Raw genomic sequence first — 19,520 nt, 5'->3', positions numbered from 1 at the left:
TGTTGTAATTATAAATCAGCTTCCATACACAAAAATTCAGTATCTTCTCCATTAACCTTGGATTGTACCGTTCCTCTTAGGGCAAAACCGTTCTTCTCATAGACCCGTCTGGCTCGCTCATTGAAGCAAGCTACAACTAGTCTGAACTTGCTCTGACCATGCTGCCCTAGTAGCCACTGCATGCCTGCTTGAACGAATTCACTTCCAAGTCCTTGCCCTGTGAGGGCAGGATCCATGCCGAGGCCAATGTCAATGCGCTGCTCATCGGTATAGAGACCGGCCGCATAACCGCCAGGTACTCTGGCAGAGAGTCCGAAGCAGAAAAAGCCAACGATTCGGCCAGCTTCGTCTGACACGCAATAGTAATCGCCGTTTAATAGTTCAGCTACCCCTTCTTCATCAGGGTCCATATTATAGAAGTTATAAGGAGCCGGATATTCCCAGTGGGATATTGTTACGGCTGCCTCTCTGGTCATTTCCTTAAAAGTATAATGCATCTGTAGTATCCTCCTCTATGTCCGTGCCTCTTAATCTATTCTAGCAACAACCCTTGCTATCGCTGAATCAGCCTGTATACGCATTGGTAATGCGATGATCTCAAAGTGACTCACATCTAATAGCTTCTCTACATTCGCTAAATTTTCCAGAATCAAAATATTATGCTGAAAAAGCACTTTATGTACCTCAAACGGATATTTATCGGGAGACGGTGTATCAAGCCCTATCATTTTTACCTGTTTACGTACTAGCAGCTCGGCAAATTCCCTAGTCAAAATTGGATATTCTGCAAAATACTCATTCTGACCATAACATTTACTATGACCTGTATAGAGGACCACAATATCTTGAGGCTTAATTAGCGTCTCATATTTCTCCTCATAATCTATAATCTCCTGCCCCGATACATCCAGTAGACAAGCTCTGCCTATAAATTGTTCCAACGGGAACTCACTTAAATAACGTTGAATATCCAATAGATGCATAGGACCATCAATATGGGTGCCTGCATGCATGTTGATATTCAACTGGTGATTGTTATAATAATCCTGCCTGATATGTTTTGATTGTAGCAGCGATGTCTCTTGATCCCCGGGATACACAGGCAGGCCATTCTGTATTAAATGAGTCAGATCAATGAACATTTACATGCCCCCCAGCAAAATTCTTAATGAATGTTATTATCTCTACGCTCCACTAACAAATCCCGTATCTCCTGTATGTTCCTCGCTGTCTCTGACTTCTCAATCGCGGTGCGGACTGCACTGTATATGATGAGCCAGGTAATAAATGCTCCTATAATCCATAACATCCCCTCACCTCCTGCAAAACGGTTTATTTATAATGGCTTATATCACCGTGTAGTAGAATCTCCCATGCATCCTCTTCGAAAGAGACTTTACAGAGACATGCGGGATGGATGTAAGGAAGATCCCATAAGTTCTGCAGCAGACGCTCCTCAAAATAGGCCATCAACAGTTTAACAACAACGGTATGCGTTGCGATCAGAACGGACTTGCCTTCATGCTCGCGCACAATTTCCGTAAGCTTCTTGTGAGCGCGGTTAAATACCTCCTGATAAGTCTCACTTCCAGCTACGCCAAATTTCCCTGGATCTTTCCAGAAATATTCCATCTGATCCGGGTATACGACCTCGATCTCCTCCTGGGTCATTCCTTCCCATACCCCCAGATTAATCTCTTTGAATTCATCCGTCTCGAAAATATCAATCTTTCTATCAGCTCTGATTAGTTCCGCCGTTCTAAGTGCTCTTGGACTTGAACTTGCGTAGATAACGTCGATAGGCTCGTTCTGTAGCGCCTCACCAAGCCATTTGGCCTGCTGAACACCTAATTCCGTTAATGGCGAATCCTGGTGTCCCTGCATCCGGTGCATCACATTCCATTCCGTCTGTCCATGTCTGACAATATAAATATGAGTTTTCATATAGTCCCACTCCTTAAGCAACATAGCTTTATATAAGGTGCATTCTACTTGATTCCTTACACAACAACAAGCCTAAATAAGGATTAAAAAAGCCTGCATATGCAGGCCTAATCAAATCCCATTCGTATATCATTTCTACCAAAATAACATTATACCTGCTTTAGAAACTTAACCATTTTATATACGCCCGGTACGGCCTTGAATTTAAGACGGTCACGATTAATCGTTAGCATAGGAGCATTCAATGAATCGTTATTGGTGCGCATGTATTCTATTCCCTTACTCACCGCAAGCTCTATAGCTTTTAGTTTAAGCGATAACGCGATCCTTTGGCCACGGTAATCTCGCCGAACACCTGTATATTCGTTATACATGCTGTTCGCAGTCTCAAAGTGCAGCAAATGAGCGACTCCGATGAATTTATTCCCATCCAGTGCTACCAGCACATTTTCAGGCTCAGATTCCGGCAATTCCAGGGTCCACTTTCTCCATTCGTGAAAATCAAAATAATCTCCGCTGATGCCAGGTATATCCTGTGTCGTCTCTTTATACAGCTCGTACAGCATTTGTTCCCGGTCAGGGTCATCGATTTCAGTGAGCGGTAGAATTGGATAACGGTTATTGATGTCTTCAAACATACTCCTGTCAAATGAGTTCAGCTCCAGAACAGATTCGAAATTATGTCTCTCCTGTTCATAACCATGCTCTCGGGCAAAAGCTATAGAGCTGTCCTGATCATCGTGCACCTCATAATTCAGCTTGCTGGCGCCAATCTCGTTAGCCCACTGTTCCAATTTTTTGTACAATGTCGCGCCAATCCCTTGATTCCTATAAAGCGGATTCACAATGAGTACATGATTTAGCTCTCCTGCCTCTGTCCATGGCGCTCGCCAGGAGATACCGTATCCAATAATGGCTTCATCTTCATCCACAGCAACGATCCGCATACGATCATGGCCAGTCAACTGTCCTAACTCATTCTTCCCCAAAGTACCCACTGCTGGGATCTTTGAATCCTCCAAGGCCAAATTATCCGCATGGGTCTCCTCAGAGAATACATAATTCAACAAATCAGCAACCTCGGAATAATCGTCCGGGGTTCGCATTTTTCGAACCGTAAAGTTCATTCCTTCACTCCTTATATGGTTATGTAACCATTTTCAGCTAAATACAGTAGAAAATCGAGGAAAAGAATGAATATAAACAACTAATCCACTTCAAAAATAGAGTCCACAATAATAGGCAGATTATCTCTTACCGATACGGCCCCAAACACAGATCTGGCATGCTGTCCCCGCTCTTCAAACAATTCATACATCAGATCGGAAAATCCGTTAAGCAAAATCACTGCCCAGTTTGCCCTTTGGGCTCGAACCGGGACCCTTGCCGGACACGAACATAAGCCCATTTACGATGACGTAATTAGCGTATTTAGCGGCAGGACCACTTGCTTCCGGCAGTATAATTCCCAATTCATGTAACCTCGCATCTACAGCTCCCATATAAATCCCCTCAATCATTGGTCTAAATACTGTGCTTCGCCTGCCTTCATAATCTCCCTCTTCATGAACCCGGCAAATTCAGTCAACTGCCCAGGATCGGACTTAAACTTCAAGCCGCCCGTACCTTTATATTCCGCAAGGCATTTCCAGATCAAATCTTTGTATTGTGCCGGCAGCGCTTGAGTTCCCCATTCCCCACCTTCCTGTTTGGAGGAGATCCTCCCCTCCTTCAAGAACAGCAGAACTCGGCATAAATTCAACGTATAATACACCGGATTCTCTAAGATGCCCTCCGACGCGTCCTCAACATCCCCAAGTATTGACTGAACATAATATCTGCTATCTATTGGTTTAAAAACCTCTTCGATTGGCCGGCCGTATAATGTAATTCCCCTGTAATAAGTGATCATGATATGAGCCGCTAGATCCGGATCTTCAAAGCCGCCGCACAAATAACCTTCATCCGATCGATATCTGTCCCTGTGAGCTGCTGAATAGTGCAATTCGAACGGTGTTGGATAAGTAAAGTTGGATAAACAGGTTTCTAAGATTACACTGAGTTCAATTCCTGCGGCACCCTGGGGCAAAGCAGCTTCAATCTCAATCAGTCGCTTAGCTATTCTACGGTAGCAATCAGCAGACTCGGGCCTGCGGAGCACCACCAGAAGATCCAGATCGCTCTTGTTCGGATTGTAGCATCCCATCGCCATAGATCCGTGCAAATATACACCAACTAAATTGCGCTCTGCTTCTTTTAGGAAAAGCTCAACGGTTTGCTTCAATTCCTCTTGCTTCATGTCCATCGGACAGATCCTCCCTTACTACCAGACAACATTAGGAACCTATAAAATAATGGATGATTTCTGAGTCTATCTCTTCTGCCTGTTCATGATTAATAGCATGCCCGGCATGGTTAACGATTCGATAATTCAGACCGTGAGCTTCTAATCTCTGAATCGATTTGGGATAATTGCTAAGCATATCCTGATCACCGATTAAGAAGCGCGATTTGTCCCGAATACTGGAGATTTGCTCATCGTTAAATATTGTCAGCTTGTGCTGCGCCATAGACTTGTTATTGAAATATTTAAGCAAGTAATACCAATGCTTCATCAATTCCGCATTGCTCTCAAACACCGTATAATTGGGACCGGATAGCTTCTTTAACAGTCTTTTGCAGCTCCCCTCACTTGGGAACAGCGCCTCCGGCAGAAAGGCTTTCATCATCTTGCCCATCACTTCAGCCTGGCTAGCTGCGATTCCACCAGACATGCATATGATCTTGATGACCTTCTCCGGTCTCATAATGGCATAATGATACGCTAAATACGCTCCGTAAGAGACCCCGGCCACATATATCCTTTCGATACCCAGTCCATTTAGTACTTCATCCAACCAGACGGTTTGATCGAATTTCACATAATAATCTACATTAGGTTCGCTCTTCCCGGATCCCCCTATGGCATCAACCGCTATGACGAAGAAGCGCTCAGATAGACGTTGGATATTGTAAATCCACATCATCGCCGTATTGTCCGCAGTTCCATGAAGCAACAGCAGCGGCGGATTCTCCGGCGCGCCGGCGGTCACCACATGGGTACTTCCGTAAGAAGTCATGATGTCATGCTCTGCATATTCGACCTTCCAATCTTCTAACAACTTCTCATAAGAATGATAGATGAGTTCACGACCTGCTTCAGATTTGTATCTGCGCATACTGCTCGCTCCAATTAATTTATTTTTTTCTTAGGAATAATACTGTTCAAGAAACTTGTCGTCATATCCTTGGGGACCATTTCCATGTAGATATCATCATAGAAAGCACCATTTAAATGGCATGCTCTGCTTCTTCTCCCGAACTCGCGAAATCCAGCCTTGTCGTAACATCTGTAGGCAGAGTGATTGAATTCGTACAATTTAAGCATGATATTGTTGAGATTCAAAATTTTAAATCCATATTCGGTCAACAACTGAATCGCCTCTGTACCGTAACCTTTATTTCTGGCCGTCTCTTCCCCGATAAAAATACCCAACTCTGCAGTTCGATGTACTTCATTGATTGCAAAAAGGCTGCAATTCCCCAGTAATTCATCCGTCTCCTGCAGCACGATCGCATAATTGTGGTTCTCTTTCGCCAGATTCTCAAGCACATTCTTTTCCCGGAGCAAGCTAAAGGATTGAGAAGCTGACCCCAATCCTAAAGAGAGCCGCATGTTATTAATCCATTTGGTGTAGGTCTCTACATCGTCAGCATTTACTGGGGACAAATAAATACGGGGGCCTTCTATTTTTCTAAAATACTTCATTCTGATCCTCCCCTATATGTTGTGTACTTACACTAGTCCTTCATGATGGTCAACAAAGGCCATAATCTATCCCATTCCTTCTTCCCAACCCGTTCCAGATAATAAGCCTGATCCAGAAAGAACGGACTTCTTCTGACCACCATCCTGAACAAATCTTCTAATCCATGCGGGGCACAAATGATAAGTTGATCCGTCTCGTCAAGCATGGCTCCAACAGCTGTAGCTGTCTCAGGCCAGCGCTTTACTGCATCCAGCGTAGAAAGATAAGGACTCTCACCATTACGAATATGCATTCTAGCCTGGTTCTTCACCGACCATTTATCATTGCCGGTGCTGCGCTTCAGTTCATCTTCTAACTGCCGATCTCGTTCCTCTGATACATCCCGCGGATCATAATAGATCACATCGATGTCACTGTATGTTCCACGGTTTCCGTATCCATGCAGCCGATCCCAGACATAATTCCGAATGTATCCGGCTGCGATATAGCTCTGAGGCAAATCCAACTGCCGTACTAGCTTCAGATCTTTGATAATCTGTTCTTCCTCTCCTAAGAGTTGAATCAATCTCGTCTCAAGCATAGGGTTCCTCCTTTATTTATGATCACGAGTCTATGAGTTCGATTCCATATATTGTAACATGGATGAACAGGTATGAGATACTATGTAATGCCGGATTCAAGACTATATATGGAGTATCAATCTCTGAATGTGGGGAAGACAACACCTTTCGAGCATAAAAATAAGGACGAAGCTATAATAGCCTTGTCCTATGGGGGGAGCGTCTTAACCCTTCTCCTTAATCGGAAACAATAAATCAAGCTGTAAATCTTTCATTTTACCGCCTTTTTGTATAAAGTTATAAAAATTCAACGTTTCTTCAAATCCTTGCCCCGCAACCGTTTCCGGCGATGTCCAGCGTGGGGAATCCCAGTCATTATCATATTTATCGCTTGCGTCAACCCATTCTTTTAATAAACGCCAGTCCTCGAAGTCCCACGCCCTCAACACATGTGCAGCATATAACCCACCGTCAAAAGTTCGTTTTACTAATGGCGCGGGTACCTCTATGTCGTAGGGAATGGATACCCACACCTCATATACATGTGAAGGTTCTCCGATTACTGCTGCCCCCTTAGAGCAGTCAAAACCAAAACTCCGGGCGTCGGGTTTGATCTTTAGCAATCCGCTTTCTTCTACAAATTGCGTTATCATGTCAATCGCTTTACCTTCGCAGCCCTCTCCCGTTGCGTAAGCAGCAGCCACAGTCATGGGCGGCAGATATACAATCCGCACATCTTTGTCTGCCAGTTTGTTCAAATTTTCACTTGCCTTGTTTAGATCCTCCATTGACTTTTCCTCCTTGAAGTTGATTTTAGAGACAGTCAATGAATCCACAACCTCCCGTAAACTTGCGTCGTCAGGTAACGCGAATTTCGCACCTCTGAGATTTAGATATTCGACAAAGGCTTTGATGACGCTGCGAATGGTAGAGAGCGCGGTGATTTCGTCTTCAATATCCGCAAGATTACGCTCAAAGGCTTCGATTGCAACGCACGCTTCCGCGCTTTGCAGAATCTCGGCAATCTGTTTGAGCGGTATCCGCAGTTTACGCAGAACGATAATCTGACGCAGACGTGTGATGGTTTCAGCATCGTATGCGCGGTATGCGGAATCTTCCTTTTTCGTAGGAGTAATCAATCCGATTTGCTCGTAATACCTAAGTGTTCGGGTTGAGATTGAAAAGTCCTTTGACACTTGACTGATTGTTTGCAGTTCGATGACTATCTCTCCTTTCGAGTAAAAATATACAGGTTGACGCGACGTTAAAGTCAAGAGAGAAACCAAAAAACTCGTTATAAAAACGCACGGAAAACCAAGATTATGCTTGCCGTGCATTTAATTAAATTTCAAACTCTCCCACCGTGATAGGCTCACGCGGAAAAGAATTCTATCATTCAATGATACCCCAAACCAGGCCTTATTCGAATATTGTTCTTGTACGTCAAACAAAAAAACTCCTCCATAAAGCAAGAGCTTCTATAGAAATTGATTCACGTGAACATCTCATCAATGACAGGTACGTGTGGGTCAATAAATAGCTATATTCAATAGAAAGGATTGTTGCGCTCGGCGACTTCAATAGCCACTTCAGACCAAGGGGAACGAGATCACTGGGTTATGCGCATGTTGCAGAAAATACGGCGATTTTTCCGCGGTTAATCTATTGGGTACTTTTGGCGTTGTTATGGAATTCCGCACCTTTTCAACTTGATGAATTATGCTTTTTTTACAATAGAGCAAGGGTGACTACCCTTTTTATTGTTTTGCTTCACAAAAAAACTGCTATGCTGAAATTCAGGGCAACCAACTCTTAAAAAGAAAACGCCCAGTTAGGACGCTCTCTTAAATACTAATATTAATTTATTGAAAAGCAAAAGTTTAAGAGTCATTCAACAACCATTAATTATTGAGTTTCAGTTACTCTGTGCTTACGATAACTCCTGTCATAAGGAAGGCCTGAACAGGCAGTTCTTTTTAGTTTGTTCGATAAAGGACAAAACTGAATTCCGTCTGATCGTTTAGCTCACAATTTAATCGTGTATAAAATTATTCATTTCGTATTCCAAATAACTATTATAATTCTCAAAACCTGAAAAACAAACACGCGCTCTGTCCAATTCATTCTTAAGTTCCAATAAATAATTATATTTGTATTCTTTTTTTAGTTTATAAATTTTCTGTTTTTCCTCTAAAAAACCTGCAACCAATCCAAATATTATTCCAGATGAATTAACCCATGCTTTTGTAGAATCAGATAACTCATACATTGATGTTACAACAGGCATTGCTACCGGAACAAGTACACTTTTCACTCCAAGCCATCCAGAAACACGAATCATATCAAAGCTTTTTTTAAAATCTTTTTGTGAATCTAATATATCTTTTTTGTGATCTTCAATAATATCATTAACAATTTTAGGATCCCTACAGTTTGCTATATCAGAAGCCAGCGAATCCATACAATCAAGAAATCTATGCCTTTCGTCTTTTCGCTTTTCTCTAAACTTCAATAAATCTTTGGCGGAAATATCCAAGATATTTTCCGGTATAAAATCTTGTATTATTAGCGATGCAAGTTTTTCAGAATTGTCGTTGTATACTTCAAAATCATCTATTTTACCATCGTAACTAAAATAATTAGAACCACACCATGCAGCACTACTATCCGTGATTAGTTCCAGTTTATTTGCATTCGATATATGATTTGCCAAATATAGCATATACAAACCAGCAATATATTCAGGAACTTTTAACCACTCACTATCACTATCTTTTTGCCCTTTAGCAATTATTAGATTCCTTATTTTTACATCAGCCTTATCTTTGTGCAAGTTTATATACTTATTACTCATTAATTTATAATTACCTAAAGCAGGAGCGTGCCAATCTGTCCCATTATATTTATCAATAAATTCATCTGCAACATCACTAGCATACAAACTGGGATCAATAGGCTGTCCTATTGTCCCATCCTCCATCAATTCAAGGATATTTCTACTATCTTTGGGTATGTATTCATTAGGAACAATTCTATAGATTCTATCCCATAATAAAGCTGAAGTCCACAACCACTTAGGATCTTTAAATTCTATAGTAGGATAAAATAAAGCCATTCTTTTCTTCATATTAAACTGGTCTCCTTAAATTTCCTTAGCTATATAGTACATCAATTATCTCTGCTGCAGATCAGCTTAAACTCCTTACGACTGTATGGATCATGCGTACTTTTTTCCCTTGCCAAAGCCCTTCCTGTATAATTTTAAGACTTTCATCATATGATTTATCCTTGAACATTGTAGTTCTCTCTCCAAATATATTTTGGGATTAGTTTTTAAATGCTTAAAGGATTTAAATCAGTTGTAGAAACAGTATAGATTTTACTTCTATAATCATCCCAGCATAGATCTAAAAATGACGATATTTTCATATAGCTTTGTGAAATGATTGCGGCCTCATCGCAATAAATTCTACTACGTAATGCTCCTCCGTGATGAGCATTATGTATCCTTGAGCTTATCTTCAATCTATACTCTTACTGATTCGACAAACCTTTTCTTATTGCTCATCTTTCTTGTCTTCGTTCCATAATTTCAAATCTTTATCAACTTCTGCTTTCTACTCCTTGATGTCTATAACATCTCTTACTATACTCAAAGACTTGATACGCTGAATTTGAGAATTAACTCCATACTGTTTCATGTGTCTTGGCCAATCCGGGTCATGAAGTCCTATGCCCTTCATCAAATGAAGTTAATGGATCATCTAATAAAGTAAAGTTTAACCAAGTCCTTTGTGTGCTTTCACTTCTTATCTCTGACATAGCAAATATATATGCCCATAATAGCGCTCTTATACGAGAAGCATTAATTAGTGGTGCAGCCTCTACTAATATCCCTCTGTGCTCCGCCAAAAATTTCATATCAATTTGACGACCAGTTCTTACAGGTTCGATTATCTTTAAAGCCGAATTCATCTGTCCCATACAACTCTCCATAGATCATTTGAATTTTGGTAATAACCATGTCCAAATCGTCAGCTAACAAATTATCAGCCAACTCTTTTTGTGACGCTAATTCTATTAGCGCTTGCTTAATTCGTTCCACAATTTGTTGCTCATTAAATAGTTTTTCCTTCAGTATGAGATTATTTTTATAATCTTCCATCTCTAAATAAGCATCTTGTAGTGGCTTAATAGATAAAACGATATCTTTACAAACTATCAAAATATGAATCAATGAATCGGATTGAGGAGTATCACACTCTTATCAAGGTTGTAAGTTTATCTTGACCAAACGGAGCAATGAACTCACGTTCAGAAAAATTCCTCAAACATTTTAAGACTAGCATCCCCAGTCATCTAATACATTTTTAACTCGAGGAGATTCTAACATACAGCCAACACCATCCTAAGGATAAATAATCTGTCAAACCTCACCAATGACTAAAGTACTAAATTCGACGTTTTCCGCAAATTCCCTTTTTTCATTAATAATTTACATCATTAGTATGAGTTCATGTAATAGCAAACCGAGTTGTTCCATTTCTACATTATATCCTTGATACCTAGACAAGATAGGTAGTCCTCGCAAGAGGCTAAACCTTCTAACGCCATCGTATATCTTGTTCGGCGTAATGATTACCGTCTTGAGTTCAAAAACGTATCTTTATGAGTGCCCAATCCTTGTTTTCTCCACGCCCTAAACGGTCAATATCCATGACCACTACCCCATCATAGAGCTGATCTTCAACATGCCGCAGTAACATCTGCATTTCTTTCCGGGACTCGATCTTTTCCTCAGAGGTTACTTTTTCATTTAACCTATAGGTCCAATTCTGATTCTCTGCCAAGGCAGGAGGGTAACCACTTGCTCCAAAGAACATCTTCAAGTTCACCATCATCACGAGATTTACTAAAATAGGCGGCTATGCGCTTATGAGATACTAATTAGTATAAAGTACAACTAAAACATCAAAAATCGGCTCTGACCTGACTTTAATTGCAAAAAGTACACTTGCATGAAGGGGATTTCGAAATTCAGGGAATTAAATGTATGATTTACAATTACCTTATCACCATCTATTCGCCATATTGCTTAAACCCGCTAGAATGCCAATTTTCCAATTTATTGAATAGCTTTTCTAGCATGGCTTGCTTATCCAGCAATATAAAACAAAGCCCGGTCCCAGGAATCCACCCGAACCGGACTTCTTAATCATTTATTTTACATACCAATAACCTTTAATCCCCTTCTCTAACCGCACCAAAGCCTCCAAATAGAAGTAGTCGCCCCAGATCATATAATCATCCGGCGCACGATCCCCTCGAACATGATAAGAGCCATGCTTCAGTAACCCTTCCGCATCCGGAAGATCAGTAGTCGCATACTTCTCTACCAACGCTCTCATTATGCGATCCAGAGCTTCCTCGAACAATTGACGGTTGGAGTCATCACCTTCATCCGCAGTCAATTCCAGCAACTCCAGTAATCCACACGCGGTGATCGCGGAGGCCGAGCTGTCTCTCGGCGTTCCCGCTTCAACCGGAACATCAAAATCCCAGTATACCACGTCATCCTCTGGCATATGCTCGATGAAGTATTTCGCAAGGCGCTTCGACGTATCCAAGAAGGCCTCGTGCTTCGTATAACGATAGGCCAGGGCAAAACCGTAAATACCCCAGGCTTGGCCTCGCGTCCATGTCGAGCCATCCTCATAACCTTGATGTGTACCCCCGCGAATCGCATTTCCGTTAGCCCGATCGAAATAAAAAGTATGATAGGAAGAGCCATCCCCCCGAATGAGGAATTTCTCGCTGATCAACGCATGCTGCATGGCGACATCATAATATCTCTGATCCTGAGTTTGTTCAAACGCCCAGAACAGCAGCGGGAGATTCAGCAGACAGTCGATGATCATCCGCCCACCATTTTCCGGATCATCCTCAAGGCCCCAAGCTTGGATAATTCCGATTTGTGGCCGCCATCGCTCTAATAATACATCTGCCGCTTGAAGCGCTACTTCTCTTGCTTCGGTACTTCCCGTCACTCGCCATTCCGCCACCGCCGACAGAGAATATAAAAATCCGATATCATGGTGATCGAGAGCGACATGCCGTTCCAGCCTATCCTTGAAATTAGCCAGATAGGCTTCTGCAGAGTCTTTGTAAAATGGATCCTGCCCATATTCATAAGCAAGCCACATCATACCGATGTAGAATCCCTCGATCCAATCATTATTTTCTCCCCATTCGTAACGCTGTCCCTCAATAATATGAGGCAGCATGCCCGGATGCTTGACGATATTCTGTCTCAGCTTTGTCAGGGCATCCGCAATCGCTGCGTTCCACATCATTACTCATCTCCCCAAGATTCATTTCTCATCCATTCCAGGATGTGTATTCGCTCGGCGTCATACCGATCTCCCGCTTGAATAACTTAATGAAGTAGCTCTTATTGGCGTATCCCAGATGATCCGAGATCTCCTCGATTGTCTTGTTGGATTGCTCCAGCAGTTGCTTCGCCTTCTGCAGCTTCACCATATTGACGTATTCGATGAAGTTCTGGTTGGTCTCACGCTTGAATAGGCGGCTGAAGTAACTGGAATTCAAGTTCAGATAAGCCGCCATATCCTCAAGCGTTAATTTCTCAGTCACATGCTGGATGACGTACTGCTGTGCCCGAATGACCTCCGTCCGTTTGGAACGGATCGACAGAATACTTAATTTTCTGGACAGCTTCAGCAAATATTCCATTATCCAGCTCTTCAAATGCTCCATCGAGTGAATACTATTGACTACATCGTACAGCTTATCTTCGGATAGATCCGGTTGAGTTCGAAGCGTAACCATCGTCTTCATCTGGAGCTCCATCAGTAGCTGTAGCACCCATTCCTTCACATTCGCCGGATGGAAGCGATGATCCTCAACCCATCGTGCCCATTCGTCGATAATGTTCTTCAATTGCTCCTGCAGATTAAGGGCCAGACTATCGTTTATTTTCGAGAAAAAGGCAGCGTACTCCCCATACATATCTTCCGTGGAAAATACCGTCTTCTCGAACCGATGCAGCTCATTTTCCCTTAAATAGAAGCGCTGACTGCCATCGTTCAGCATCGGCAGCAAGATGCGGCGCAGCTCTTCCGGCGTGTCTCCCTGGCGTCCCAACAGACAAGTGACCGAGATCTTTACATAATGCTTGATCGCTTGAATCGCCTTTGGTATAGAGTAATATAACAACTGCTGCTCCTTGGTAGGATCATCACAGCAGACGAGAATGACCAGTTCATGTTGGCTATAGCGAAAAATAACACTGCGGTGCATCGCATCCAGTACTTCTTGTAGGACATTTTCCACCGCAAACACCATCGTATGATCGTTCATTTGACGGGTACGAATCATATCGGACATGCGATCCACGCTCACGACTAATGGAACATAGTGCTTGGCATCGAGCATTAATCCGTTCAGCTTAGCTTGCTTGAGCCACGCTTCTTTCGTCCAGGAGAGATGAAATAACGTATCCTTCAGGAAATTCTCCTTGAGGGCTGAGCGATTCATCGCCTCGATCTGCATATATCTCAGAGCCTCCGCTGTCTGTTTCCTCTCCTTGCTCAGATCAGCTGATATATGGCCTAACAGCTGTTGCAGTTGTTCCACATTCAAGCTCTCTTTCAGAATATAATCGCTCGCTTTTAGCTTCATCGCTTGCTGAGCATAAGCAAATTCATTATGGCAGGACAGAATGACCGACCGAAGCTGCGGATTCACTGTACTGAACTTCTCCAGCATCTCGAGACCATCCATCTTGGGCATCCCGATATCGGTAATGACGATGTCTGGCCATCTCCTCTGCGATCCCTCCCAAGCCTCGAGACCATTCGAATAACAGCCCATCAGTTCGATATCAAGCTCTGCCCATGCCACGTTCTCGGAGAGATAGCGCAGCACCGGATAGTCATCATCCACCAGAATCGCTGTCAACATGCAGCTCACCTCGCTTTAGTCTCATACGGAAAATGAATTACGATAACTGTCCCAACATCCTCTTCACTATGCAGTTCCGTGTATACCTTCCCACCATAAATCAGGCGCAATCTCTGAAATACATTCAGAACCCCGATTCCGGAGAAGCCCTGTCCTGGACCATCCTTTGCGTTACCCTGATCCTTATCCATTTTGGCGTGCAGCTCTTCCAACCTCGCCTTGCTCATGCCAGCTCCATTATCACGAACTGTAATTTTGATATTACTGGCGTCTTGCTGCTCTATAAGTTCCGCCTCAATGAAGATATTACCATCAAATTGCTCAAAGCCATGGATGATTGCGTTTTCAATAAAAGGCTGAATCATAAATCTTGGCACTAGCGCCCGTTCACAACCTGGATTCAGGCTCACATCAAGACGAACCTGATTCGCATGACGGAAGTTCATTAATCGGGTGTAGTGCCCAATCGTATCGATCTCCTCCTGCAGCGTGATGAACTCATTATCACGGTTAATTGTCATGCGCAGTAGCGACGACAGCGATTCAATCAGTTCCGCATTCTCACGGTCCCCCCGGCTCAAAATATTGAAGCGGATAGAATTGAGCAGATTGAACATAAAATGCGGGTTGATCTGGGCTTGCAGCATCTCAAGCTCTGCCTTGCGTTTCCCTGCCTGCTCGATCGTAATTTGTTCCACCATGGACTCAATCCGATCCAGCATGTTATCAATCGTTCGTGCGAGTAGAGTTACCTCATTATTACCGCGAATTCCAGAACGCATATCCAGTCTGCCCCGCCCGATATGAGTAATAAAGCGGCTTAAATCACGTATTGGCTTCGTAAAGGTTGCTATTAATACCGTCAATAGAATACAGAAAATTGTGAAGAACAAAGCCTGCAGTCCAAAGCTGATCAATAATATTTGTCTATTCTTAGAAATGGCCGATGACAACGGAATCAGACTAACCAACTTCCAGTCATTTGCATGAATTGCCTGCTCAGCATATACATATTTTTTGCCATTAATATCGACTGTACGATCATGCTCACCCTGTTCCCACCAGTCCATCCTGCTCCCGATGAATGAGCGGTCTGAATGTGAAATCACCGTTCCTTCTTCATTCAGCAGCATGACCTGTTGATTCGGGCTCAAGCTTTTGGTGAGCAGACTGTTGATTTTCCGCTCGTTTACGCTAATCACAACATAACCGATAATACTATTGGATGAAGTTCGAATCGGACGGCCGATTGTGATTACATAGGATTCCTTCTTCTCTACCCCATCATAATAATTAGGCTGTAGACCCACCCAATAGGTGGAGAACGCCGGGGCATGATCCAATTTCTCAAACCATGGCTGACTAGATAGCTTATAAGGATTGTAATCGCTATACGAATAATTGGTATATGTAAAATCGTTCTTTCCCAGGATAGTAACATAAAAATCATCATACTGACGTAACAGTTCATCCAGCATGCGGATCAGCCTGCTGTAATTTAGATGATAGTCGTCTTTCTCCTCCAGCGACCCTTTTTTCTTCTGGCCCCACTGTATCTGCTGCCTGATCTCCGAATTCATGAGAGCCACATTGGATAACTCCAGGGTCTGGTCCAATACGCTGTTTACTTCAGATTGAATTGCCCGTAATCCATCTTCGGAGCTGGATACAGCACGCTCTAGAAGTAGATCCTTCGTCAAATAATTGGTCATCAGGTAAATGCCGGCGAGCGGTAGAAGAAAACAAAGCAAGGCTGACCAAATCAATTTTCTGCGCAAAGAGAAATTAAACCTATTCATGATTTACAGGCCCCACATCTTAGATGAATTGGAATAGGGAAAACATAACGTTTTCCCTTATACCATCATTGTATAGCCCTGCTATTAGGAGAACCAGAGTTATTATTGTACTTATCCGGTGCAATAATTTTACTATTTTAATTTTAAGAGGGAGTTTAATTGTTGTTTACGACTTCAGTAATTTTTTGATCAATACTGTCAATCGTCTTATCAATGTCCTGCTTGTTCATCAGATATAGTTCTGCTTCAGGGATAACGACATTCTTCGCTTCGTCCGCATATTTGGCAGGTACAGAAGCAGATCCAGGAGCAGAATTCTTCATGGTGTATTTCAACGATTCCACATTAATCTTGGAAGGATCCTTGGACGAATTCACGATGGTATCTACCAGCTTATCTGTATCCGATTTAGCCCAGCCAGAGAATACTCTTCCGCCAATCTCCAATCCTTGGGAGGTATACCATCTAACAAATTGATAGGCAGCTTCTTTATTCTTGGATTTCGACGCTACCGCCATATAAGTGGGTTGAACCGGAGAATAGTGCTGGCTCTCTCCTTCCAATTTAGGAAGCGGTGCGAATACCGTTTCAAAAGTGGCCGGGATTGCATCCGTTCCACCGGATTCCGCTACCATCCAGTCGCCAATTGGCAGCATAGCCGCAAGCCCGTTGAAATATTGGTTACGATAAGCTAACTTTTGCGAAATAATATCCTCATACGGATTTGCGCTCTTATCCTCATACATCATTCTCTTCATCATCTCAAGGTTTGATTTCAAGAGCGGATCCTTTGCATTAGAAGTTCCATCGTTCTTCAGGAACGTATTGTCAGAAGATTTGCTCATCAACTGCAGTTGGAAGTAATCCGGCCAGTTGTGAAGATAAGCACCGAAGCGTTTCTCAGCGCCTTCTCCTTTGGTTAAGGTCTTCGCATATTGCTCAAAATCTTTCCAAGTCCAATCCGTGGGTACTGGTAAGCCTGCTTCATCCAGCATCGATTTGTTCAAAATGACAAACCAGCGCTGCATCGATGATGGAAGAGCATAGATCTTGCCGTTCACATGCGTATCTACCAAGTATTCGTCCTCATATTTATAGCCGTCTTTCGCGATATAATCATCTAGCGGTTCGAACAAGCCGATATCCGCACGTTGAGTATAATTTGTATAAGGCAATTCAACGATATCCAACTGATCATTTGATGCTGCCATCAGATCCAGTTTTTGCATCGAAGCTACGGAATCGCCCTTTTCATTCAGAAGATCCAGTTCTACTTTAATGTTCGGGTGCTCTTTCTCAAACTCAGGGATGATCTTGCTCCATTGTGCTTTTGCATCCGTCTGCCAAGTGCTAAGCTTCAGTGTAACCTGCTCTGCTGCTGGCGTATCCCCAGAGTTGTTCGCACCATTCGCCTGTGATTCTGTATTCTTTGCATTACCACCACCGCAAGCTGTAACCGTTAGAGCAAGAGACAAGCTTAACAACAATACTGACCATCTTTTCATCCTCATATAGACCCTCCTCTAAATACTTATGTAAGTAATCGCTTACATCAACAGCCTACCATACTCAAATTTGTTTCGAAGTTTCCTATTTTTACGGAAGCGAAACTATTTTGACTTCATTATCCCTTAACACCACCAAGCGAGATTCCCTCAATAACCTGCTTCTGACCGATGGCAAAGATAATCAACAGTGGAAGAATGGCAGATACCGCCCCAGCCATCATCAAGGAATAGACATCTCCGTATTGATCCCCAAACAGTCTGATTCCAAGTTGAACCGTGAACAGCTCTTTTGATTTCAGGAAAATTAACGGGTATTGGTAATCATTCCAGGTCCAGATAAAACGAAGGATGGCATAGGTAGCTACACCTGGGCGAATAAGCGGCAAAGCAATTTGCCAGAAGGTGCGGAAGTAACCCGCTCCGTCGATTTTAGCGGACTCGAGATATTCATTGTTAACGCCCATAAAGAACTGCTTCAACATGAAGGCTCCAATAATGCTAAAGCTGTTAAGGAGTATAAGACCCGTATGCGTATTGATCAAATCAAACCAGTTGAACAGTAAAAACTGCGGCACCAATGAAGCCTGAGGCGGTACCATATACAGAGCAAGTACAAATACGAACATTGTATCCCTGCCCCAGAAGCGTAATTTTGAGAAGCCATAGGCCGCTAGTGCGCAGACGATAACATTGATAACCGTCGTTGTGCTTGTGATGTATATCGAGTTCCAGTAATAGCGCAGAAACTGACCGCTCCATACAGTCCTGTAATTCTCTACAAGGTTCCAGTGCTTCGGAATCCATTCAATCGGGAATTTAAATACATCCGACTCGGGCTTAAAGGAAGTCGACAGCATCCATATGAAAGGTAGTACGAATAAAATTCCGATCAGCGCCATTACGATCGTCCATATTAATTTCGACATATTGATTTTCAATTTGAGTACCTCCTCTCGTTGAGTTCTTAATAATTAACCCATTTTTTCTGGGCCAGCATTTGCAGAGTAGTAATGATGAGACAGATTACAAACAGAACCAACGCCATACTCGAGGCGTACCCCGTCTTTAATTGGTTAAAGGCTGTATCATACAATTCATAGACGATAACCGTCGTAGAATTGGCCGGTCCCCCTTGTGTCAGCACCTGAATCAGATCGAAAATTTTGAATGTACCGATGATCCCTGTAACTAATAAGAAAAATGTCGTAGGCGATACGCAAGGCAATGTAATGCTGCGGAACTTCACCCATGCATTTGCTCCATCAATCTCGGATGCTTCATACAGATCCTTAGGAATGGATTGCAATCCGGCTATGTAAATAATGATGTTGTAGCCGAGCATAATCCATAATTGAATCATCATCAGCGACGGCAGGGCGTAATCGATATCGGCAAGCCACTTTGGTGGGTTGTCTACGCCAAGCGAGATCAGCAAATTGTTGACCGGTCCCAGCGAAGGATGGAACAACACCTGCCATACCATGGCTATAGCCACGATACTCGAAATATAAGGCAGAAAGTAAACTACTTTAAAGAAACTTTTCATATAAATATGTTTATCAATCAGAATGGCCAGGAATAGTGCAATGATCATGGTAACCGGAACAATAATGATGAATATTAAATTGTTGACCAGGCTCTTCATGAACACACTATCGTGTATCAGCTTTTCGAAATTGCCTAGTCCGGCAAACTTCATGGCGCCGATTCCAGCAACAAAGTTCCAATTCGTGAAACTAAGCAGCAAGGAACCGATCACCGGAATCAAACTTAAAATGATCAGTCCCAGCATTAAGGGAGTGACAAATAAATACCCGGCGATCTGCTCCTTTATCCCCATGCTGAGCTGTAAGGATTTTTTGGACTGCTTCATTCTCTCTCCTCCTCGGCAGTTGTCTAGCAAATGTAGTATCTGTT

The 19,520-nt window shown here is 42.7% G+C and carries 21 protein-coding genes and 1 pseudogene; all 22 read right to left on the bottom strand.

The window, feature by feature from the left end:
- Positions 1–8: 8 nt before the first annotated feature.
- The 22 genes and pseudogenes from ABD014_RS04535 to ABD014_RS04430 all read right to left on the bottom strand — a co-directional run bounded on the left by ABD014_RS04535 (position 9) and on the right by ABD014_RS04430 (position 19,476).
- The gene (locus ABD014_RS04535; RefSeq protein WP_343858004.1) at positions 9–497 is read right to left on the bottom strand and encodes a GNAT family N-acetyltransferase; all 489 of its coding nucleotides are present in this window, start codon (positions 495–497) and stop codon (positions 9–11) included.
- Positions 498–527: 30 nt separating this feature from the next.
- Complete coding sequence (locus tag ABD014_RS04530) at positions 528–1,142, bottom strand: cyclase family protein (RefSeq protein ID WP_343858002.1); 615 nt, start codon at positions 1,140–1,142, stop codon at positions 528–530.
- A gap of 23 nt (positions 1,143–1,165) precedes the next feature.
- Positions 1,166–1,309 (bottom strand): hypothetical protein, encoded by a 144-nt coding sequence (locus ABD014_RS04525; protein ID WP_343858000.1) that lies wholly within the window; start codon positions 1,307–1,309, stop codon positions 1,166–1,168.
- A gap of 23 nt (positions 1,310–1,332) precedes the next feature.
- Positions 1,333–1,944: a histidine phosphatase family protein gene (locus ABD014_RS04520; protein WP_343857998.1), complete on the bottom strand. Its 612-nt coding sequence runs from the start codon at positions 1,942–1,944 to the stop codon at positions 1,333–1,335.
- A 149-nt stretch (positions 1,945–2,093) separates the two neighbouring features.
- Positions 2,094–3,071, bottom strand: a complete 978-nt coding sequence (locus ABD014_RS04515) for a GNAT family N-acetyltransferase (protein ID WP_343857996.1) — start codon at positions 3,069–3,071, stop codon at positions 2,094–2,096.
- 80 nt (positions 3,072–3,151) lie between these two features.
- Entirely contained in the window at positions 3,152–3,292 is a 141-nt protein-coding gene (locus ABD014_RS04510; RefSeq protein ID WP_343857994.1) for a RidA family protein, read from the bottom strand.
- A complete protein-coding gene (locus ABD014_RS04505; protein WP_343857992.1) occupies positions 3,279–3,446 on the bottom strand; it encodes a RidA family protein in 168 nt (55 codons plus the stop codon). Before ABD014_RS04505 ends, ABD014_RS04510 begins: the two co-directional genes overlap by 14 nt.
- Positions 3,447–3,460: 14 nt before the next feature.
- On the bottom strand, positions 3,461–4,249 hold the full coding sequence (locus ABD014_RS04500) for an aminoglycoside adenylyltransferase domain-containing protein (protein ID WP_343857989.1): 789 nt from the start codon (positions 4,247–4,249) through the stop codon (positions 3,461–3,463).
- Positions 4,250–4,280: 31 nt separating this feature from the next.
- On the bottom strand, positions 4,281–5,162 hold the full coding sequence (locus ABD014_RS04495) for an alpha/beta fold hydrolase (protein ID WP_343857986.1): 882 nt from the start codon (positions 5,160–5,162) through the stop codon (positions 4,281–4,283).
- Between the two features lie 14 nt (positions 5,163–5,176).
- On the bottom strand, positions 5,177–5,752 hold the full coding sequence (locus tag ABD014_RS04490; RefSeq protein ID WP_343857983.1) for a GNAT family N-acetyltransferase: 576 nt from the start codon (positions 5,750–5,752) through the stop codon (positions 5,177–5,179).
- Between the two features lie 32 nt (positions 5,753–5,784).
- Positions 5,785–6,333, bottom strand: a complete 549-nt coding sequence (locus tag ABD014_RS04485) for a nucleotidyltransferase family protein (RefSeq protein WP_343857981.1) — start codon at positions 6,331–6,333, stop codon at positions 5,785–5,787.
- A 204-nt stretch (positions 6,334–6,537) separates the two neighbouring features.
- Positions 6,538–7,509 (bottom strand): MerR family transcriptional regulator, encoded by a 972-nt coding sequence (locus ABD014_RS04480; protein ID WP_343858334.1) that lies wholly within the window; start codon positions 7,507–7,509, stop codon positions 6,538–6,540.
- A 350-nt stretch (positions 7,510–7,859) separates the two neighbouring features.
- A pseudogene (locus ABD014_RS24815) lies at positions 7,860–8,001 on the bottom strand (DUF255 domain-containing protein).
- A gap of 344 nt (positions 8,002–8,345) precedes the next feature.
- On the bottom strand, positions 8,346–9,440 hold the full coding sequence (locus ABD014_RS04470) for a DUF6236 family protein (RefSeq protein ID WP_343857979.1): 1,095 nt from the start codon (positions 9,438–9,440) through the stop codon (positions 8,346–8,348).
- Positions 9,441–10,033: 593 nt separating this feature from the next.
- Entirely contained in the window at positions 10,034–10,297 is a 264-nt protein-coding gene (locus ABD014_RS04465) for a hypothetical protein (protein ID WP_343857977.1), read from the bottom strand.
- Positions 10,298–10,965: 668 nt separating this feature from the next.
- Positions 10,966–11,196, bottom strand: a complete 231-nt coding sequence (locus ABD014_RS04460; RefSeq protein WP_343857975.1) for a recombinase family protein — start codon at positions 11,194–11,196, stop codon at positions 10,966–10,968.
- Between the two features lie 336 nt (positions 11,197–11,532).
- Entirely contained in the window at positions 11,533–12,663 is a 1,131-nt protein-coding gene (locus ABD014_RS04455; protein ID WP_343858331.1) for a glycoside hydrolase family 88 protein, read from the bottom strand.
- Positions 12,664–12,691: 28 nt separating this feature from the next.
- Positions 12,692–14,296 carry a response regulator transcription factor gene (locus ABD014_RS04450; protein WP_343857972.1) on the bottom strand — a complete coding sequence of 535 codons (1,605 nt, stop codon included), beginning with the start codon at positions 14,294–14,296 and terminating at the stop codon, positions 12,692–12,694.
- Positions 14,297–14,301: 5 nt separating this feature from the next.
- A complete protein-coding gene (locus ABD014_RS04445; protein ID WP_343857970.1) occupies positions 14,302–16,095 on the bottom strand; it encodes a sensor histidine kinase in 1,794 nt (597 codons plus the stop codon).
- 155 nt (positions 16,096–16,250) lie between these two features.
- The gene (locus tag ABD014_RS04440; protein WP_343857968.1) at positions 16,251–17,600 is read right to left on the bottom strand and encodes an ABC transporter substrate-binding protein; all 1,350 of its coding nucleotides are present in this window, start codon (positions 17,598–17,600) and stop codon (positions 16,251–16,253) included.
- Between the two features lie 119 nt (positions 17,601–17,719).
- Entirely contained in the window at positions 17,720–18,541 is an 822-nt protein-coding gene (locus tag ABD014_RS04435) for a carbohydrate ABC transporter permease (RefSeq protein ID WP_343857966.1), read from the bottom strand.
- 26 nt (positions 18,542–18,567) lie between these two features.
- Positions 18,568–19,476 (bottom strand): carbohydrate ABC transporter permease, encoded by a 909-nt coding sequence (locus tag ABD014_RS04430; RefSeq protein ID WP_343857964.1) that lies wholly within the window; start codon positions 19,474–19,476, stop codon positions 18,568–18,570.
- Positions 19,477–19,520 lie beyond the last annotated feature (44 nt).

This window comes from Paenibacillus motobuensis (assembly GCF_039521865.1).
In the GTDB taxonomy this organism is placed as follows: Bacteria; Bacillota; Bacilli; order Paenibacillales; family Paenibacillaceae; genus Fontibacillus; species Fontibacillus motobuensis.
This window is presented reverse-complemented; position numbering and strand designations above follow the sequence as displayed.

Excerpts from the sequence above, each read along its gene's own strand:
- ABD014_RS04535 (WP_343858004.1), bottom strand. The coding sequence starts at position 497 with ATGCATTATACTTTTAAGGAAATGACCAGAGAGGCAGCCGTAACAATA.
- ABD014_RS04530 (WP_343858002.1), bottom strand. The coding sequence starts at position 1,142 with ATGTTCATTGATCTGACTCATTTAATACAGAATGGCCTGCCTGTGTAT.
- ABD014_RS04525 (WP_343858000.1), bottom strand. The coding sequence starts at position 1,309 with ATGTTATGGATTATAGGAGCATTTATTACCTGGCTCATCATATACAGT.
- ABD014_RS04520 (WP_343857998.1), bottom strand. The coding sequence starts at position 1,944 with ATGAAAACTCATATTTATATTGTCAGACATGGACAGACGGAATGGAAT.
- ABD014_RS04515 (WP_343857996.1), bottom strand. The coding sequence starts at position 3,071 with ATGAACTTTACGGTTCGAAAAATGCGAACCCCGGACGATTATTCCGAG.
- ABD014_RS04505 (WP_343857992.1), bottom strand. The coding sequence starts at position 3,446 with ATGGGAGCTGTAGATGCGAGGTTACATGAATTGGGAATTATACTGCCG.
- ABD014_RS04500 (WP_343857989.1), bottom strand. The coding sequence starts at position 4,249 with ATGGACATGAAGCAAGAGGAATTGAAGCAAACCGTTGAGCTTTTCCTA.
- ABD014_RS04495 (WP_343857986.1), bottom strand. The coding sequence starts at position 5,162 with ATGCGCAGATACAAATCTGAAGCAGGTCGTGAACTCATCTATCATTCT.
- ABD014_RS04490 (WP_343857983.1), bottom strand. The coding sequence starts at position 5,752 with ATGAAGTATTTTAGAAAAATAGAAGGCCCCCGTATTTATTTGTCCCCA.
- ABD014_RS04485 (WP_343857981.1), bottom strand. The coding sequence starts at position 6,333 with ATGCTTGAGACGAGATTGATTCAACTCTTAGGAGAGGAAGAACAGATT.
- ABD014_RS04470 (WP_343857979.1), bottom strand. The coding sequence starts at position 9,440 with ATGAAGAAAAGAATGGCTTTATTTTATCCTACTATAGAATTTAAAGAT.
- ABD014_RS04465 (WP_343857977.1), bottom strand. The coding sequence starts at position 10,297 with ATGGGACAGATGAATTCGGCTTTAAAGATAATCGAACCTGTAAGAACT.
- ABD014_RS04460 (WP_343857975.1), bottom strand. The coding sequence starts at position 11,196 with ATGTTCTTTGGAGCAAGTGGTTACCCTCCTGCCTTGGCAGAGAATCAG.
- ABD014_RS04455 (WP_343858331.1), bottom strand. The coding sequence starts at position 12,663 with ATGTGGAACGCAGCGATTGCGGATGCCCTGACAAAGCTGAGACAGAAT.
- ABD014_RS04450 (WP_343857972.1), bottom strand. The coding sequence starts at position 14,296 with ATGTTGACAGCGATTCTGGTGGATGATGACTATCCGGTGCTGCGCTAT.
- ABD014_RS04445 (WP_343857970.1), bottom strand. The coding sequence starts at position 16,095 with ATGAATAGGTTTAATTTCTCTTTGCGCAGAAAATTGATTTGGTCAGCC.
- ABD014_RS04440 (WP_343857968.1), bottom strand. The coding sequence starts at position 17,600 with ATGAAAAGATGGTCAGTATTGTTGTTAAGCTTGTCTCTTGCTCTAACG.
- ABD014_RS04430 (WP_343857964.1), bottom strand. The coding sequence starts at position 19,476 with ATGAAGCAGTCCAAAAAATCCTTACAGCTCAGCATGGGGATAAAGGAG.